Genomic DNA, 18,887 nt, shown 5'->3' with positions numbered 1-18,887 from the left:
GATTGGTCAGAGTGAAACGACCTTGCCAGGGTTCATGATGTTGTCCGGATCGATGCCACGCTTGATGGCAGCCATAACATCAACGCCGGTGCCGTGCTCAAGCTTCAAAAAGCGGCGCTTGCCCTGCCCGATTCCATGCTCGCCCGTGCATGTTCCATCCATTGCAATGGTGCGCAAATTAAGGCGTTCGATCATCTCTTCGGCGCGGGCAACCTCGTCAGCGTCATCCATCATCACCAGCGGTGAGACATGAAAATTGCCGTCGCCTACATGGCCTACAATCGGCGCGACAAGACCCAGACGCTCAACATCTTCCACCGTTTCCGCCATACATTCCGCAAGCCTCGAAATCGGCACACAAGCATCTGTGGCGATGCCCTGTGCGCCGGGGCGGAAGGCCAGCATCGATGGATATGCATCATGACGCGCTTTCCAAAGGCGGTTGCGCTCTTCTACCGAAGACACCCAAGTGATTTCGGAACCGCCAAACTCGCTGGCAATTTCGTTGAACATCGCCGTTTGCTCCGCAACACCCGCATCGGTGCCATGAAATTCCAGCATCAGCATCGGTGCTTCGGCAAAACCGAGCTTGCTATAATTGTTAACCGCCTGAACCATCAGCGTGTCCAACAACTCAATGCGCGCCATCGGCAAGCCGATCTGCATGGCCGCAATCGTGGTGTTGCAGGCCGCATCGACGGAAGGAAACTGGCACACACCAGCAGAGATGTTTTCAGGTATGCCGTATAGTTTGAGGGTCATTTCGGTGATGATACCCAGCGTACCTTCCGAGCCAACCATCAACCGCGTGAGGTCGTATCCAGCAGAAGACTTCCGCGCCCGGTTGGCGGTTTTCACCACCGAACCATCCGGCATCACAACTGTGAGGTTGATCACGTTGTCGCGCATCGTGCCGTAGCGCACGGCGTTGGTGCCGGAAGCGCGGGTAGCCGCCATGCCACCAAGACTTGCATTTGCGCCAGGATCGATGGGAAAGAACATGCCCTTGTCCCGCAATTCAACATTCAGCGCCTCGCGGGTCACGCCCGGTTGCAGCGTCACGTCAAGATCTTCAGTATTGATCGCCAGAACTTTGTCCATCTGTTGCAAGTCGATGCAAATACCTCCAGCTGGCGCGTTGACGCCGCCCTCTAATGAGGTGCCTGTGCCAAAGGGAATGATCGGAACTTTGTGTTCAGCACAAACCCTCACGACGCTCTGCACTTCTTCCGTAGAGCGCGCGAAGACCACCGCATCTGGCAATTGCGCGGGGATGTATGTCGTCGTGTGAGCATGCTGTTCACGCAACGCTTGGCTGGTCTGCAATTGCTCACCGAAGCGCTGTTTCAAAATGGAGATCGCGGTCGCGATACCGTCATCATTACGCGTTGAATCCTGAAGATCGGCCAATGCCACGTTTTTGGTCCTTCCCATCGCGGCACCCCCTGTCGATTCAGGGCTGTTGCCGCACATGAATTGTCTGATAATCACTTTAAGCAGAACGGGTGGGCGCGTCTACGATTGGTATCGCCCATGCCGTAGGGAGAAATTCGCATGAGTGTCATTAGCCAAAACGCACCGATCATTTCGCCGTTGATGGAGCTGCAAGCGGACTGGATCGACTACAACGGTCATCTAAACATGGCATTTTACAACGTACTGTTTGACCGCGGCTGCGACCACGCTTTTGAAATGCTGGACCTTGGGCCGGAACGGGCAGAAAGCGACCGCGTCACCATCTACACAGCAGAAGTTCACGTTTGCTATCTGCGCGAAATCCATCTGGGTGACCGCGTGCAAGCGACATATCAGATCATCGACCACGATGAAAAACGAATCCACGCCTTTCAGGAGTTGCGCCACGAAGACGGTTGGGTGTCGGCCACGTCAGAGACGCTGTCGCTGCACGTGAATATGGACGGGCCGAAAGTTGCTCCATTTCTCCCCGATACAATGGCAAAGGTTGAAGCAATGGCTTCCGCACACTCCACGCTGGTACGGCCTGACCAAGTTGGTCGCTCCATAGGCATCACACGCAAATAACCTGCTACAACTGCAACGCAACAATAGAGAGAAAGCGAGGAAGGATGTTAGACGATCTGCGTCAGATCCCTTCCCGCGCCATCGCACGCGTTTGGGCTCAAATAAAGGTCAATCTTCGCTCGTTCTGGTCTTCCAAGCAGCCACACATGTGGTTGCTCGCCGGCGCAATCGGCCTGCTCGTTTCAGTCGCCGCCATCGCCTTTCGGGAAGTGATCGGCCTCGTCCAATTATTATGGCTTGGAGATCGCTCCGAAAACGTCGCCAGCGCGGCACGGGAAATTCACTGGCTGTGGATTTTGCTCACGCCCTGTATTGGGGGACTGTTTGTTGGCTGGATGTTAGAACGCTTTTTGCCAAGCCGAAGAACCGCGAGCGTGGCAGACGCGATGGAGGCCTGCGCCCGAGGTGGACGCAACATTGAAATGGCCCCTGGCCTCACCTCTGCCTTCATCAGCGCAGTTTCCCTAGGCGTTGGAGCAAGCGCAGGGCGCGAAGGGCCGGTCGTGCATCTGGGCGCGACGATCTCCACATCCATAGCCCACCTGTTTGCCATGCCTGAATGGGGCCGCAGAACGCTATTAGCCTGCGGTGTGGCAAGCGCCGTCTCCGCTTCGTTCAACGCACCAATCGCGGGCGTTTTGTTCGCCCATGAGGTCATCCTCGGCCACTACTCCAAACGCTCTTTTGTGCCCATTGTGATCTCATCAGTTGCAGGCACCATCCTGACCCGGCAATGGTTCGGCAACGACGCCGCATTCGTTATTCCAGATTATTCCATTACGTCCTATCTCGAATTTCCCGCCTTTGCACTGCTCGGCATCATCTGCGCGATGGTGGCGCTTCTTTTTCAGTACTCCGTCAATTCAGCCGACTTCATAGCCCGCCAAATCGTCATGCCCCTATGGTTGCGCCCCGCGGTTGGCGGATTAGCCATAGGTGCAATCGGTGTCTTCTATCCAGAGATTTTGGGCGTTGGGTATGAAGCAACCAGTCAGGCGCTCAACAACCAATTGCCGCTGACACTGCTGTTCATGCTGCTCATTCTAAAAACAGCCGCCACCGCCATAACCCTAGCCTCTCGCTTCGGCGGTGGGGTGTTCTCACCATCGCTTTATCTTGGCGCAATGGCAGGCGGAGCCTTTGGATTGATCGCAGCAGGAGCCTTCCCAGAACTGGCATCGAGCCAGGGGATTTATTCGATATTGGGCATGGGCGCCGTGGCAGCAGCCGTACTGGGCGCACCCATTTCAACGGTGGTTATGGTGTTTGAACTCACCGGCGGTTACGCGCTTTCCATCGCGCTGTTGCTTTGCGTTTCAATTTCCAGCGGCATCAACCAGGCGCTCATTGGCCGCTCCTATTTCCAGCGTCAGTTGGAACAGCGCGGTGTGCAAATTGAGGACGGGCCGCACAAGTTTCTCATTCAAACAACGCGGGTTTCGTCCTTCATGGTCGATCTTGCAGAAGACGACGATCCGTATATTGATCCCGAAAGCGATACCCCCGTCCTGAACCCGGAGACACCACTCGAACAAGCTCTCCGGGCCTTTGATGAGAGCGGACACTCCCGCCTGCCCGTAGCCAGCAAGAAGGACGAGACAATCCAAATCGGATGGGCAACGCAGGTGGGCGCTTTGCGCAAATTCAATTCGATTTTAGTCGATACCAGCGTTGAGGAACACAGATAGACGATTTCAGGGTAAGTTCTCAAAATGATTCGCTTGCTTCTCACATTCACTCTAATCGCGTGCACCCCGGCTACCGCAGCTTCCAACCCCGGGTTCCAATCATGGCTGGAAAAGTCTTTATGGCCGGAGGCGAAGCGTTCTGGCATCGCCCGTGCAACTTTTGATATGGCCTTCAAGGGCATCACCTTCGACCCCAAAATGCCGGAACTTAAAAGCGCAGCACCCAAGCGCCAGACCCAATCAGAGTTTCGCGCACCTGAAGGATATTTCAACCAGCGCTCAATCGACCGCCTTGCAAAGCAAGGCGCAGCCTTGGAGAAGCGCTGGCGCGATACTCTGGCTCGCATCGAAAAGCGGACTGGCGTTCCTCGAAGAATCATTCTTGCCATATGGGGGCGTGAATCCGTTTATGGCACATTCAAAATGCCCAAAAATGCCATCCGTTCGCTGGCAACTTCCGCTTATGCGGGAAGGCGTTCAGAATTGTTCAAGGGCGAATTGATTGCCGCGCTGCGCATCATCCAAGAAGGTCATATCTCGGCCAAAGCGATGGGTTCGTCTTGGGCAGGCGCACTGGGCCAACCGCAATTTCTGCCATCCAAATTCTTCGACTACGCGGTCGATGAAGATGGCGACGGCAAGCGCGATATCTGGAACAGCGTTCCCGACACTCTTGGTTCAATCGCTAATTACCTTGCAAAATTCGGCTGGCAGCGAGGCCGCGATTGGGGTTTTGAGGTCACTATTCCGGCCAGCGTATCGTGCTCGCTCGGTGGACCAGACCAAGGGCGCAAGATCGCGGGTTGGGCAGGCATGGGAATTGAGCGCGTCAGTGGGCGGCCCTTCCCCAAGATTGAGCTAGCCAACACCGGATACTTGCTTTTCCCTGCTGGGAGATACGGCCCGACCTTCGTGACGACCCCAAATTTCTATGTGCTGAAACAATACAACGAGAGCGATCTCTACGCATTGTTCGTTGGCCATTTGGCAGACCGAATGGCAGGTGGCAAAGCCTTTCGCGGCCGGTGGCAGGATTTGCCAAGCTACACCCGCGCCGAGGTCAAACGGATGCAAGACGTGCTGGTGGCCCAAGGATACGATGTGGGTGGGGCTGATGGATTGATCGGCTACAAAAGCCGCAACGCCATCGGCAAGTGGCAAAACAAAGTGGGCCGAGCAGCCACCTGTTTCCCCTCGCGCGAAACGATCAAAGCCATCCGCTAGTTTGTTGCCTACCCCTCGCAACGGGGCGCAAAACCCACTAAGTACATTTCATGAACGGGAATGATACGAATCAGCCGCCTTCCAGTGTGGGCATGGGCATAGCCGCGCGTGCCGCTGCAGCGCGTGCGCCCGCGCAAAGCGCCACGCCGAATTATCTTGAAGGCTTGAACCCGGAACAGCGCGAAGCTGTGCTGACGACCGAAGGCCCGCTTCTGGTTCTGGCTGGTGCGGGCACGGGCAAAACCCGCGTTCTGACCACCCGCATTACCCATATCCTGAGCGAAAAGCTCGCTTGGCCCAGCCAGATCCTCGCCGTGACTTTCACTAACAAAGCCGCACGCGAAATGAAGAACCGCATTGCGCTGATGGTGGGCGAGACGGTTGAAGGCATGCCGTGGCTTGGCACATTCCACTCGATCTGCGTGAAGATCCTGCGCCGCCATGCGGAACTCGTCGGTCTGAAATCCGGCTTCACAATTTTAGACACTGACGATCAGGTGCGCTTGCTCAAACAGCTTATCCAAGCTGAAGGAGTGGACGACAAACGCTGGCCTGCGCGGCAACTGGCAAACCTGATCGACGGATGGAAAAACAAGGCGCTCGGCCCCAACGAGATCGCCGAAGGCGAAGCCCGCGCCTTCGCTAACGGCAAGGGCCGCGAGCTTTACCGCCAATATCAGGAGCGGCTGAAAGTCCTCAACGCCTGCGACTTTGGCGATCTTTTGGTCGAATGCATCCGCCTGTTCCGTGAGAACCCGGATGTGCTGGCCGACTATCACGCCCGGTTCCGATATATATTAGTTGACGAATATCAAGACACAAACGTCGCCCAATATCTGTGGCTGCGGCTGCTGTCTCAGCCCAGCGAAGCAAGAGCAGCAGCGCATGGAAAACCGATTGGTCAGCAGCTTCGCGCAGAAATTGCCGCCGGGTTGCATGAGGAGCCAAAAGGAAATTCCCAAAGCGGCGAACCTGACAGTGCAAGCGCACCACCGACGAACATTTGTTGTGTCGGTGACGATGACCAGTCAATCTACGGGTGGCGCGGAGCGGAAGTCGACAACATCCTGCGCTTCGATAAAGACTTCAAAGACGCCACGGTTATACGGCTGGAGCGAAATTATCGCTCCACGTCTCACATTTTGTCCGCCGCATCTCACCTCATCACCCACAATGAAGGCCGCCTCGGCAAAACGCTGTTCACCGACATTGACGACCCCGACGAGGAGAAGGTCCGCGTCGCCGCAGGCTGGGACAGCGAAGAAGAAGCCCGTGCCATCGGTGAGGAAATTGAAGCCTTGCAGCGCAAAGGCCACGCGCTAAACGATATCGCCATCCTCATGCGCGCTTCGTTTCAGATGCGCGAATTCGAAGACCGTTTCGTCACGCTTGGCCTGAACTACCGCGTCGTCGGTGGCCCACGCTTTTATGAGCGCATGGAAATCCGCGATGCGATGGCCTATTTCCGCGTTGTGACCCAACCCGCCGATGATTTAGCTTTTGAGCGCATCGTCAACACGCCGAAGCGCGGCTTGGGCGACACGACAATCAAGAAAATCCGCGACCACGCCCGCAGCCGAAATATCCCAATGCTGGCCGCCGTTCATGAGATGGTGGAAACAGAGGAACTCGGCGCAAAACAACGCACGACGCTGAAACTGCTTGCGCTTAATTTCGCACGCTGGGCCGATTTGATCGACAACACGTCCCACACCGACCTGGCCGAGATGATCCTCGACGAAAGCGGCTATACCGAAATGTGGCAGAACGACCGCAGCGCCGAAGCGCCGGGTCGGCTGGACAACCTCAAAGAACTCATCCGCTCAATGGAGGAATTTGAAGGTTTGCGCGGATTTCTCGAACACGTCTCGCTGGTCATGGATACGGACAACAATCCCGATCTGGACGCTGTAAATTTGATGACGCTGCACAGTGCAAAAGGACTGGAATTCGACACCGTCTTCCTACCCGGTTGGGAAGAGGGGCTCTTCCCCCACCAGCGCAGCCTGGACGAAGGCGGACGGTCGGGGCTCGAAGAAGAGCGACGCCTCGCCTATGTCGGCATCACCCGCGCGCGCAAGAATTGCCATATCTGGTTCGTTTCCAACCGCCGCATCCACGGCCAATGGCAGGCGAGCATCCCCTCCCGTTTCATCGATGAACTGCCCCATGCAAATGTGGAAGTCGTCGAAGCCACAGGCAATTACGGCGGCTATGGTGTTGGCGGTGTCGGCGGCAATCCTTACGGCTCCAGCCGTTTCCATACGTCGGACCCATTCACCCGCTCGGGCTATTCATCACCTGGATGGAAACGTGCCCAGGCCAATGCAACCGACGAGACCGGCAGCGCATGGGGCAACCGCTCTGGCCACAAGACTACCTACAATGGCGGCCCACGCACCATTGAGGGCGAATTGGTTGCGAAATCCGTCATTGGCGCAGAGGAAAGCTCGTTCGGCATGGGCGAACGGGTATTCCACATGAAGTTCGGCTATGGCGCGATCATCGGCATTGATGGCAACAAGCTGACGATTAATTTCGAAAAGGCTGGCGAAAAGCGTGTGCTGGATTCGTTCGTCGAGCGGCACTGATAAGCATGGGCTTTACCCGCCATTAACCACGTAGCGGCATCCTCGGTGTTCCAATCCACTCGATTCGCCGAAACCCGCCTCAATGTATCAAGTACCCCACGGCCAAATAGACGATATTGAAGACGCTATCGATATGGCAGATCTCGTAAGCGCGGCGGCTGTTTTGTATCCACCGCTCGCCTCCTCCTCTGGCGTTTCTCTTTGCGCAGACGATGTACTGGCCGAAATTGCGTGCAACCGCCATCCCAACGAGACAATAGCCCGCTTTCGCGACGACCCTCTTGGCTTTCTTACCAAAGGCGAGATGATCGATATCGGCCCCATCAGCGCTGCATCTTTTGCCGTACTGGTTTCAGCCTTGGAAGCGGTTGGTTCTGCCGGCCATGCGCTTGACCAGTTGACCGGCGTAAAAGACTAAAAAGACCAGTATCCAGCGCCTGCATCTTTAGAGCGCTCGATAGAACGCTTCCATGCTTCGCGCTCGTGTATCATGTCACAAAATGCGGCCAGCTTCGGGAAGTCTCCTGCCCTGCCCTGGCGCACGGCAACTTGCGCCGGAAAGCTCATCATCACATCAGCAGCGCTCAAATCGTCCATCACAAAATGTCCGCTTTCACGCAAGCTCGCTTCCATGAAAGAGAAATGGCTGTCGAGTTGTTCCTGAATCCGCGGCTGCAGGGGCGCTGCCCCCTCGCCCAGCCGTGAAGTGTAAAGAGCCAAAAGAACGGGTAACATTACACTGCCCTCGGCAAAGTGCATCGCTTCCAAATGACGGATGTGCGACTCACTCCCAGCTTCAGGGACCATCTGCGGCGCGTGAACAGCACAGATCGCCTCAACGATTGCGCCGCTTTCGGCAATCAACACACCGTCCATTTCGATCATCGGGCTTTTGCCCAAAGGATGAACCGCCAACAAATCCGGCGGTGCAAGGTTGGTCTTTGCATCCCGCTTGTAGGTGATGATCTCGTAATCGAGTCCGATCTCCTCCAGCAACCACAGAATGCGCTGCGAACGGGAATGGTTGAGGTGATGGACGCGGATCAAACCCATGACTTTAGCCAAACCACCCTTTAACGCGCCCCCACATGCTCTTGGTGGGCGCAGGCTCGTCCATTCCGCCTTTGACAGGCTCCCATCCGCCCTCAATTTGCGGCAGCGGCCCGACTTCCCAATCAGCAGCTTCCGCTTCGCTCACTTCAGCGCGAGCCACAGTTTCCGGCGTCACCACGTCGGCAAAAGACGCCATTTTTGAAAGCGTCGCAGGTCCAGCCATGCCGTCAGCCACCAAACCATTGGCTTCCTGGAAAGTCATCACCGCTTTCTTGGTGCCAGGGCCAAATCGTCCATCAGCATCAATTCCAAGATCAGCCTGCATCTTCTTCACCGCTTCGCCGCGTGAACCAACGCGCAGAAGAACCAGTTCATGCAGTCCCATCGCCGTAAATGTGTCCGGACCGGCTATTCCATCGACCACAAGGCCATTTGCCTTTTGAAACTCTTTCACAGCACGCTCAGTGCCAGGGCCAAAGTCACCATCGGCGCCAATACCAAGACTTTCTTGAAGGCGTTTGACGGGCACGCCTTTGAGGCCGCGTTTAAGAATGGACATGGGGTTGATCTCCGGTAGGAAAAAGAATCGTTATTTCACCATCAACACACGAAAGTGCGCGGCAAACAATCGCTAACAAGCCCCCTTCACCAAACAAAAAATCCCAGTGACGCGGGGAACGCCACTGGGATCATTCAGTTTGTCAGCTCCACTGACTACCGCGCTGAAGTCAGCATTGCGGGGGTGGGAAGCCTATGGCACTGACAAACCTATCCGGGGAGGTATAGGCGAGCGCTTAGGAAGCGGTCAGGGCCGTATACTCTTCCTCGTTCAGGCCACCGTCGCCATTGGCATCAGCCGCAGCGATTTTCGCTTCATCTGCATCAGGCAGAGCGACCTTTGCTTCTTCCATCGACACCAAACCATCTTGGTTCACGTCAGCTTCTGCAAAGCTTGGGCCTGCTGCGTATGCAGCGGTAGTGAACAGAGCAACGGTGAGTGCTGTAATGATCTTCTTCATGGTTCTCTTCCTTGTTGTTGGCACATTGAAAGCGCCTGTTAAGTCTTCCGCGGCGCCCGCTCCTGTCTGACGGGAAGTTGGCAATGCGGAGCGGCAGAGCGTCTGCCACGACCCCAAGATTGGCTTCGAATGAGGCTTGAAACAGACAAAAAATGGTCGAAACCATGATTTGAAAGCCGTTTGGGTAAAACTTGGTTTCAGGGAAGAAACATTCAATAAATCAATATTTTACAGCGGAAAGAAATAGTCAGTGATGGATGAAAAGAAGAAGGTCGGCGCGATTTTCATCGCACCGACCTTCGGTAAACTATTGCGCTGTATGGCCCGTTAGCTGGACTGATCACGCACCGCATGTTCAGCTTGCAGAGCTTTGCGCAGAAACGCATCACGGCCATAAACATCGGAGTAGTAGCCGATAGAACCGTCCGCATTTGGCCAAGCGGTGAAGTAAGAAACGTAAACCGGCAATTTGCCGTTCAACTGGCGCGTCTTGTTCTCGCCTTGCGCAATTTCATTCTCGACATCACCAATCGTGGTGCCGAGCACAGCAGCCGCCATCTCCTCCGGTCGTTCCAGACGCACGCAGCCGTGGCTGTAAGCGCGTGTGGGCTTTGAGAAAAGAGATTTAGCAGGGGTGTCGTGCATATAAATTGCATGGCTGTTGGGGAACATGATCTTCAAACGGCCAAGCGCGTTGCGTGGACCGGGGGGCTGACGAACATTATACGGAAAGTTTGCTCCCACACTCCACCAGTCAATGGAGGACGAAGCGATGCGGCGCCCGCTGCCAGTGGTAACTTCATAGCCTAGGCGATCAAAGTAACTAGCGTTTTTGCGTAGCTTAGGCAGCATCTCGTTTACGAGGATCGATCGGGGGATACCCCAGTAGGGATTAAATTCAACGTAGTCGATGTTGTCGTGGAAGAAATAAGTCTGGTTAGACTTTTTGCCGACAACTACATTCATCGCGACCTTTTCACGTCCACCTTCAATCATAGCTGCCCGATAGGAAGCCTGGTTGATAAAAACGTGCCTGTCGCCAAAGCGGCTGGGATGCCAGCGCATACGTTCCATTGCCAACAAAATACGCTCACGCTTGACAGCGGGTGAAGCCTTCTTCGATTTCAACAAGCTGCGGATCGTGTTTTTGCCTACGATACCGTCTGGCTTGAGCCAAAGCGCTTTCTGCATATCACGAACCAGCGCCACAACCTCAGGTGTGTACTCGCCCAGCGAGTGGTCTTGTTCCAAAACTGCAGCGTGCTTGGCCTTGATCTCGTCGGATGCCCGACGGCGGATCGCCTCAACAATGTTTTCAAGCTCCGGGTCCATATCGCCGGGGCGCAGGAAAGTGCCACTGGCAATCCGAACTGGCGGCAATACCGTGGCTGTTAAACCCTGTAGGCGGTCCAACTCAGCCTTCAGAGCTGCAAAAGCGGGCTCTTTGGGATGTGAAGCAAGCAAAGTCTCGTCTGCGCGCCCCTCCCGTGCGGCGAAAGCCAGTGTCGCCATCACCTTATCAGCGTTTGCGTAATTCTTCGCAAAGTCGTGATAATCACTAATCCGATTAGGATCGACCACACCATGACGCGCATCGATTATATAGCGAAGTGCCCTTGCGGTAAGAGCAAACTCCATCGCAGCTGCTGCTTTTGCATCGCTACCATTTGGAAGCGGCGGCAACTGATAATCATTACTGCGAAGGCCGTAAGCATCCGCATCAGCCAACACGTCGATAAGCGCATCGCCTTGCTCGTTCAAACGACCGTCAGCGCCAATCCACATGAATTCCGGCGATTGGGAATAGTGTTTAATCAGCGCTTTACCGATGTTTTTTCGCGCGATCAGGCGAATGTCTTTCAAGCTCTCAGACGCATCGGCCAAGGTCATTCCTGTCGGTTCAACAGGCGGCGGAGCCAAAAGCGCGTAGGTGTGAATGTTTATCCGCTTCAACTCCAACCGAGCGTTCATAATCTCTGGGCTTGGCTGCTCCACAGACACAACGTTTTGACCGCGCGAAGCCTCGAACGGCTTTGCAAGACTGGCCAGTGCGACAGGCGCAACATTGCGAGCCTTGTATTTGTGATACTGAGCCCCCTTGACCTTGGCAGGCTTAGAGGCTGCGGCGCGGCGTTTTTTCTGTGCTCGCGCAGCAGCGCGGACGCGACGCTCTTGCGACTTTCGAGCCCGATCGCGCTGTTCAAACAATCGGATTTGCTGCTGACGGCGCCGTTCGGCGCGGGCGCGGCGGCGCTCCGCAGTGCGCGGAAACAGCGTTTCAAAGAGGGAAGACGCCTCAGCCACGTCTGGAAAAACCGGTGGAGCGACTGTCAGCATCGAAGTGGCTGTCAAAACTGCTAGAAAGTGGCGCATGATGGGACTGTTACTCTTAATTACCAATGTTGATGCGCTTACTGCGCAATTAAGGCGTCGAATGGTTTCGACGCCAATCCGTTTCCGTTTCGGGTGATTTTGTGTTCAGACCGTTGCAACGGTGCATCAAATCTGAACGGAAACGGTTAAGTCTCGGTAACATTTCGCGACCGAAATCGATAAAATTCTCGTTATCTCAAAGAAACCGCTTCCCTAATCTACCCTCAAAGACCGCGCCGCGCCTCAAATTGCCCATGCTTGCGGAACCGCACCAGATACGTTGGTAAGATTGCAGACAATGCCGTCGGAGTCACCCCCATACCCTCTAGGGTGCGACCAGCCGCCTCCATTTCCGTAGAAACCACATTGTCACTTTTCAGCATTTCCACTTGGCCGGGCGTGATTGGCGCACCAGGCAAATACTGGGCAAACGCGCCCATTGCAGAGGCAATTGGAAAGGGCAGCGACACCAGCAAACGCTTGCGCTCAATAACTTCCAGCATCTGCTCCAGACACTCGCGAAAAGTCAGCTTTTCCGGACCACCCAGTTCCCAAATCGAACCCGGCTCCAGCTCTCCCTCGGCCGCTTTCACGATCGCCTTGGCTACATCGACCACGTAAACGGGTTGAAACATCGTGCTACCGCCGCCGATCAACGGAAGAGCCGGTGCCATCGTTGCCATGCCTGCGAAGCGGTTGAAGAAGTCGTCTTCCGGTCCGAAAATAATTGAAGGGCGCAGAATAATCGCATCTGGCAGCACTTCGTGTACAAGCCTTTCTCCAGCGGCTTTGGTCCGCGCATAATCGGCCCTAGAATTATCATCCGCACCAATGGCGGAAATTTGCACCATCTTCGCCCCCTCGGCCTTGGCAGCTTGCGCAACCCACTGCGCGCCCCGCGCTTGCAGCGATTGGAAAGTCTGCTTGCCGCTTTCAGCCAAGATAGCCACAAGATTCACCACCACGTCCGCGCCTTCAACAGCGCTGTCGATGGAATCCTTAAACCGCAGATTAGCCTGCACCAGTTGGATCTGCCCCACATTTCCCAACGGCTGCAAATGCCCTGCCAAATCAGGGCGCCGACAGGCCACACGAACCCTCCATCCGCGCTTGGCAAATTCGCGCACCGCATAGCGGCCTACAAAACCGGAGCCGCCAAATATGGTAACCAGCTTTTCGCGTGATAGGGGTTTGTTGTCTTCGATTGTCATATAGAGGGCTCCGCAATTATCCCGGTCACACACGAGCGTTATTAAACCGCACTCCATGCTCCCCTTTGGCCTTCTATCTAAGGCTTCAAGGCCAACAGGGAAAGAGCCCAAACGCGCTATTGCGACGCGCAAACACCAAGCGCGATATTCCTTCGAAAAGGTCGCCAGCATGAGCGTTGAAATGAAATCCGAAGCCAGGCTCCAGCAACTTCGCGATTGGTCCAAAAGCGCCAGCGCGATTCTGATTGACACCATGTTTGAACGCTCCTAAACACGGCTCGCTTCCTGATGCCCAGGTGGCGGAACTGGTAGACGCGCTGGCTTCAGGTGCCAGTGGCCTTACGGCCGTGGAGGTTCGAGTCCTCTCCTGGGCACCAATAACCGCAGTCGCTTATTTTCATTACTTGTGTTCGGGTACCGAATACGCCCGCATTCAACACGGCTGATAGGTAGAACACGAAACCGCTGCATAAAATTTTGTGGCAGGTTGGGAGACATCTCTCCTTAAAGCGATTAGCGTCGTTTTTGTAGCTCCATAAATTTTTAGGCCCAATTTTTAATGAGTTCGACGGTAGCCGTAAAATACCGGCCGGAAATCGACGGCATGCGGGCGATCGCGGTCGTTGCGGTGGTTCTGTATCACGCCGATTTGACGTTTTCGCAGGGCCGCCTGTTCTCGGGTGGCTTTCTGGGTGTCGATATTTTCTTCGTTATCTCTGGCTATCTCATCAGCATGATTTTGCTGAAGGAAACGGCTGAAAACCGTTTCAGCTTCCTCCGCTTTTACGAGCGTCGCGCAAGACGGATATTGCCCGCCCTGTTTGCGGTTATGCTTTTCACAATCGTCCCGGCGTGGTTTTTGCTGATCCCGGAATCCATGAAGGAATTTGCCGGTTCTGGCATGTCGGCTCTTCTGTTCGGTTCCAACTTCTGGTTCCGCTATGAAGACTCCTACATCGCGGAGGCCAGTGCATTAAAGCCACTGCTGCATACGTGGAGCCTTTCGGTTGAAGAACAATATTACATACTTGCACCCATCTCTCTTTTGATCGTTCGGCGCTTTTTCAACGATTGGTTGATGCCGCTGATGATCGTCGGGTTTTGGGGCTCGCTTGGATTGGCAATTGGAATTGTTCGATCAGAGCCTGAATTCGCATTCTTCTTGCTGCCAACAAGAGCATGGGAAATTCTGGCCGGTGCCATCCTCGCTAAACTAGAACTCGACTGGCGCGATGGAAAAACGGGTAACGCCCTTCAACAATTCCTTGGCGGGCGCTCCGGAAACGGCTGGCTGACAGGTCTGGGTTTGGTGATGATCCTCGGTCCCATGGTGTTGATGAATGAGGAGATGGCGCATCCCTCATATCTTACGATCATCCCCGTTTTGGGAACGGTTTTGGTGATCCGGTTTGCTCGCGAAAACGTATGGTCAGCGCAGCTCCTATCAAACCGCCCGATGGTCGCGGTCGGTCTGATTTCCTATTCGCTCTATCTTTGGCACTGGCCAATATTGGTCTACGCGCGGATCGCCTACGATGAGATTGGCTTAGCGCAAAAAATCATCTGCATTGCTTTCGCTGTAGCGCTTTCCATAGCGAGCTATTTCATGATCGAACGACCCTTTCGGGGAACTCGTTTCGGGCGCAGATTCTTCACTGCCGCAAGCCTCGGCGTTTTTGCGGTACTCATGTTCCTGTTCTCTAATTTCTACGCAACGAGCGGCGCTCTCTATCGCCTCGATGCGAAGGCGCGTGACTACTATCGCGCGGCAAATTTCACCCATTGGCACACCCTGAAAGATGGCAAGAACCTCGGAAAAAGCCTGCAGAACTCGCGCGAAAGCGCGCGCTGCTATATGCGTGATCCGCGCACCGCCTGTCAGTTCGGCAATGGAAAATGGATAACGGTTGGGGACAGTTATGCGGGCAGTTACAACATCGCCTTGCGCGAGCTTATGAAGCCGCGCGGCGACGGGATAACAGATTTCAGCTACAGTCGGTGTTCGTTTGTTAGCGAAATTTGGTTCTCGAACACAATTTGCGTCATCGTCAATCGCCTTCGCTGGGAGGTCATTCGCGAAATGAAGCAGCCAAGGGTATTCGTCATTACCATGAACGACGACTACCTTACCCGCGGCAAGGAAGCGACGGCCGATCCCCGAGCTGATTTCAAACGCAAGCTAAGACGCGGCAAAAAAGTACCAATCGTCGACGTTGTTGCGTCCTATCACAACAACGTCCGCGAATTGCTCAAGCTCGGTCACCGGGTCGTGTTGATCAAAGCCATGCCGAAACCCAGAGAAAGCGTGAGAGACGTCTATTTCCGCGAGCTCATTCGTCGTTCTGCCGGAAGCGCGCTGGGTAAACTCGATTATCTATTCAACAAGAACCCAGAGGAATATGCGCGCCTGAAGAAGATTGACGCCCTTCTGACAATGGAAGATCACCCCAATCTGATTCAAGTGTCACCGAGCGAAATCTTCTGCCCTGAAAAGTTCAATCGTCGTTGCATCAATGTGAATCCTGACGGCCCAATCTATTCCCAAGCCGGCCACCCATCAGTGCTGGGGGCCAAGATCGTCCTGCAAAAGGTGCTCGAAGAATACGACCGCCGGTTTAGCCAATGAGACGTTGATTACCCTTTCAATAATTATCGACGCTGTCACCAGCGCAGACCGCATCTGCGACGAAAGATTTGTGAACCGGATAAATAGCTGAACGCGTATTGAGCGGCTCAGTAGAAAAGGAAATCGCCAGCATCAATTGTGACGTTGGCGCCGCCCGATCCTTGAACGGTGATGGTGTTTTCCCCTGTACCGTCATTAAGCGTCAACAGCACCGACGAGGTTCCATTTCCAGTGATGGTGAAATCCGAGACTTCGTCTGCGACGTTGGAAAAGACGCGAAAATAATCGAGCCCATCTTCGAAGTCTGTAATCGTGTCATGGTCGAAGCCGGCGAAGACATATTGGAAATAATCCCGGTCTGCACCGCCGGTCAGAATGTCGTCACCAGTAAACCCGCGCAGCCCATCGCGTGCTCCCATGCCAGACAGAACGTCATTGCCAATTCCACCGTCAAGATAGTCCACCGAAGCGCCACCAGTCAGAGTGTCATTACCGCTAAAGCCATAAAACTTTGCACGGGCTGCCCCTGTCAGCATTGTATCAGCAGCGCTGTTAGACCCCCAAAAGACCTCGACTGACGCAAACAGATCGCCTGCCGCGTCACCACCATGAGTTCCAGTGGACAAATTGATATCAATACCGTTTGCGCCAAGGCGTGCATCAAAAGTGTCTTGCCCCTGCCCGCCGGAGAAAATGTCTGCACCGCCCTCATCGAGAACGAAAGTATCGTTACCCGAATTACCAGCGAAACGATTGTTCAGTTCATTTCCCTTGCCGGTGTGATTGCCGCTATCGGTAAAATTCAATCGCTCCACATTCGCAGGCAATGTATAGACCGACAGTTCGGTGAACACCTCATCATATCCTGCGCCAATACCCTCCACTATGGTGTCCCCAGCATCGTCGATGAAATAGTCGTCGTTTCCGATGCCGCCCTCCATGACATCCGCATCCAGCCCGCCATCAAGGCTATCAGCTCCAGCACCACCTTTGAGGATTTGCTCGCCTTCTTCACCGGTTAGCGTATCTGCGAAGTCACTGCCCAGCGCCGTTGCAAAGCCACCTCCAGCCTCAAAAGTCACAGCAGCGACGGAATCCGATGCATCATAGGTGCCCATCAGGTTTCGAAACAAAGCATCGTGTTGTTCCGGATCACCGTTCTGCAATTGATCTATCGAGAGCTGATAATACGCCGCACCAAACGTAAGCCCGAAAACAGCGCCTACATAAGTGGAGCCATCATAAAGCTCGATTGAAGTGATCTCACCAGAAACAAGCCCTCCCGAAACCGGATCAACGGACAGGCCGGTTCCAACCAGTTTTGCAGACAGCGTTGGATCAGTAGTGCCGTTAAGGGTCACAACAGTCGCCGTCGACGCTGTGACCTCACCATTAAGGATGGCCTCGTCATAGATCGTTTTGACATCGCCCATATCAAACTGTTTCAGCGTCACCGGGTTGACCGTTGAAACAACATCAAAGCTAGCTGTGATGACATCGAAACCATTTGTGTCACTTGGCCCGTCACTTTGGCCCCAACTCACGGACAAATCGCCATTCGCCAACTCATAAGCAGTGATCAAGAATTCCTCACCGCCAGTCACACCAAGACTGACTGGCGCACCCAAAGGAATTCCCGCACTCGAAATGTGTTGAAGGAAACCCTGTCCGGAAAGTAAGCCATCGGGCGTTTCGTTCCAGCCCACAACAAATGTGCCATCCGACAGCGCAACAATCGTTTCCGCCCCAATGAATGCCCCTTCAACAAATTTCAAAGTCGTTGTGTCAACAAGAATTGAACTGCCAGGCGGCTGGCTAGGATCCATTATTGCGAAGGAAACGCTGCCCTCTGTTGCGGGATCATCTTCTCCATTCGCAATTATCAAGAAGGCCAGATTTCCGTTAGCGAGTTCAACAGCAGACACTACGTCCAAGAATTCTGTCTGACCCAGTGTGAGGGATGCGGGGGCTAAAAGATGCTCGGGATAATCAAACGGATTTGTTCCCAAGCTACCATCCACTATCCTTATATCGACAGCCTTACCCGTGGCACCACCGAATCCATATATCGCCGCAAACTCGTTACCGTTGACGCTCAACAAGACTTCGGGGTCAGAACTCAAGATAGTTGGCGCAGTTGAAAGTGTGTTGAGTGAAGCACCGTTACCATCAAAAGCGAGAGCAACAGTTTCGCCGTTGATCTCGCCGTTGCCGTTAGCAAATTCAACAAACGTCGTATAACCGACGGCTACCTGAACTCCGCCGCCGGCAGTATCAATCAGCAACAGCGATTCAATAAAGCTATCCACTACGGTACCGGAGCTTGGCAATGGAATACCGAACGTTTCTGACGAAAGTAAAGAGCCGTAAGTTGCGCCCGGCGTGATGCTGAAACGAGACATGGTTATGGACGAAGCGAGCGGATCATTTTCATCCGCATTGCTCGAAATAATGCCAATGCTTCCATCACCAAATTCGTGAATGAACTCGGGAAAAAGCGCCGTATCGAACCCGCTGAAAGCCCCAACTTCAAAGCCGCTTCCTGCGATCACGTTGCCTTGCGCGTCAAAGCGCTGCGCATAGGTTGAAAAGCCGGGAACAGAGGAATCGATGCTTAAATATGTGCGTAGAGTTTGACCATTGGCAAGCTCTAGAGAGGCAGTTGGCACTTCGTCTTCGGCGGTGATGTGATTGGTCAGTGCAGCGTTGTTGTTACTAATCAGCATATTAGATCTTCAATCTTCAAATATTTTTGTTGATGAATGAACGCCGAGAATCAACTCGAGCATCTCTTGGAGAGACTAACGCTTTTACAAAGCGCTTCAACTTAATCACTGACAAGCGAGACAGACCAGACTTGGCAGAAACAGCATTTATTCTACTAAAGTTTTTCAAAGCCCTACCAAAAATACAACTGTTCCGCACGGCGTTGAATTCGGCGCACGGAACAGTAATGAATAGCCCCTAGATTTGTAGACACCTTCTTCCCTAATTTTGAGGCAAGGAGGCCATTATGGGCAAAGCCAATTTCAGTGACGATTTCAAGCGTGATGCGGTGC

At 54.2% G+C, this 18,887-nt stretch carries 13 protein-coding genes and 1 tRNA gene; 7 read left to right on the top strand and 7 right to left on the bottom strand.

Going from position 1 to position 18,887, the window contains the following annotated elements:
* Nucleotides 1–6 precede the first annotated feature (6 nt).
* A complete protein-coding gene (locus ACFQ14_RS14535) occupies nt 7–1,416 on the bottom strand; it encodes an FAD-binding oxidoreductase (RefSeq protein WP_377213690.1) in 1,410 nt (469 codons plus the stop codon).
* 138 nt (nt 1,417–1,554) lie between these two features.
* Between ACFQ14_RS14535 and ACFQ14_RS14530 the strand changes: the two genes are divergently transcribed.
* The 5 genes from ACFQ14_RS14530 to ACFQ14_RS14510 all read left to right on the top strand — a co-directional run bounded on the left by ACFQ14_RS14530 (nt 1,555) and on the right by ACFQ14_RS14510 (nt 7,964).
* Nucleotides 1,555–2,043 (top strand): thioesterase family protein, encoded by a 489-nt coding sequence (locus tag ACFQ14_RS14530; RefSeq protein WP_377213477.1) that lies wholly within the window; start codon nt 1,555–1,557, stop codon nt 2,041–2,043.
* 146 nt (nt 2,044–2,189) lie between these two features.
* The gene (locus ACFQ14_RS14525; protein WP_449301309.1) at nt 2,190–3,731 is read left to right on the top strand and encodes a chloride channel protein; all 1,542 of its coding nucleotides are present in this window, start codon (nt 2,190–2,192) and stop codon (nt 3,729–3,731) included.
* Between the two features lie 24 nt (nt 3,732–3,755).
* A complete protein-coding gene (locus tag ACFQ14_RS14520; protein WP_377213475.1) occupies nt 3,756–4,955 on the top strand; it encodes a lytic murein transglycosylase in 1,200 nt (399 codons plus the stop codon).
* Nucleotides 4,956–5,005: 50 nt separating this feature from the next.
* A complete protein-coding gene (locus ACFQ14_RS14515; RefSeq protein WP_377213474.1) occupies nt 5,006–7,546 on the top strand; it encodes an ATP-dependent helicase in 2,541 nt (846 codons plus the stop codon).
* Between the two features lie 82 nt (nt 7,547–7,628).
* Complete coding sequence (locus tag ACFQ14_RS14510) at nt 7,629–7,964, top strand: hypothetical protein (RefSeq protein WP_377213473.1); 336 nt, start codon at nt 7,629–7,631, stop codon at nt 7,962–7,964.
* On the opposite strand, the gene ACFQ14_RS14505 is transcribed toward ACFQ14_RS14510, so the two are convergent.
* The 5 genes from ACFQ14_RS14505 to ACFQ14_RS14485 all read right to left on the bottom strand — a co-directional run bounded on the left by ACFQ14_RS14505 (nt 7,961) and on the right by ACFQ14_RS14485 (nt 13,202).
* Nucleotides 7,961–8,599: a glutathione S-transferase family protein gene (locus ACFQ14_RS14505; protein ID WP_377213472.1), complete on the bottom strand. Its 639-nt coding sequence runs from the start codon at nt 8,597–8,599 to the stop codon at nt 7,961–7,963. The genes ACFQ14_RS14510 and ACFQ14_RS14505 overlap by 4 nt on opposite strands.
* A 4-nt stretch (nt 8,600–8,603) precedes the next feature.
* Nucleotides 8,604–9,158: a peptidoglycan-binding domain-containing protein gene (locus ACFQ14_RS14500; RefSeq protein WP_377213471.1), complete on the bottom strand. Its 555-nt coding sequence runs from the start codon at nt 9,156–9,158 to the stop codon at nt 8,604–8,606.
* 235 nt (nt 9,159–9,393) lie between these two features.
* Entirely contained in the window at nt 9,394–9,618 is a 225-nt protein-coding gene (locus ACFQ14_RS14495) for a hypothetical protein (protein WP_377213470.1), read from the bottom strand.
* Nucleotides 9,619–9,945: 327 nt separating this feature from the next.
* On the bottom strand, nt 9,946–11,991 hold the full coding sequence (locus ACFQ14_RS14490) for a L,D-transpeptidase family protein (RefSeq protein ID WP_377213469.1): 2,046 nt from the start codon (nt 11,989–11,991) through the stop codon (nt 9,946–9,948).
* 224 nt (nt 11,992–12,215) lie between these two features.
* Nucleotides 12,216–13,202: a complex I NDUFA9 subunit family protein gene (locus tag ACFQ14_RS14485; protein ID WP_377213468.1), complete on the bottom strand. Its 987-nt coding sequence runs from the start codon at nt 13,200–13,202 to the stop codon at nt 12,216–12,218.
* 290 nt (nt 13,203–13,492) lie between these two features.
* Here ACFQ14_RS14485 and ACFQ14_RS14480 point away from each other — a divergent pair.
* Together ACFQ14_RS14480 and ACFQ14_RS14475 are read left to right on the top strand one after the other, a co-directional pair.
* A tRNA-Leu gene (locus tag ACFQ14_RS14480) sits at nt 13,493–13,579 on the top strand.
* A 182-nt stretch (nt 13,580–13,761) separates the two neighbouring features.
* Nucleotides 13,762–15,828 carry an acyltransferase family protein gene (locus ACFQ14_RS14475; RefSeq protein WP_377213467.1) on the top strand — a complete coding sequence of 689 codons (2,067 nt, stop codon included), beginning with the start codon at nt 13,762–13,764 and terminating at the stop codon, nt 15,826–15,828.
* Between the two features lie 107 nt (nt 15,829–15,935).
* Here the strand turns inward: ACFQ14_RS14475 and ACFQ14_RS14470 are convergent, their stop codons facing one another.
* The gene (locus ACFQ14_RS14470) at nt 15,936–18,554 is read right to left on the bottom strand and encodes a calcium-binding protein (protein ID WP_377213466.1); all 2,619 of its coding nucleotides are present in this window, start codon (nt 18,552–18,554) and stop codon (nt 15,936–15,938) included.
* Nucleotides 18,555–18,887 lie beyond the last annotated feature (333 nt).

The organism is Pseudahrensia aquimaris, assembly GCF_042676045.1.
Taxonomy (GTDB): Bacteria; Pseudomonadota; Alphaproteobacteria; order Rhizobiales; family Rhizobiaceae; genus Pseudahrensia; species Pseudahrensia aquimaris.
The sequence above is the reverse complement of the archived record's forward strand: the minus strand, read 5'-3'. Positions and strand labels throughout refer to the sequence as shown.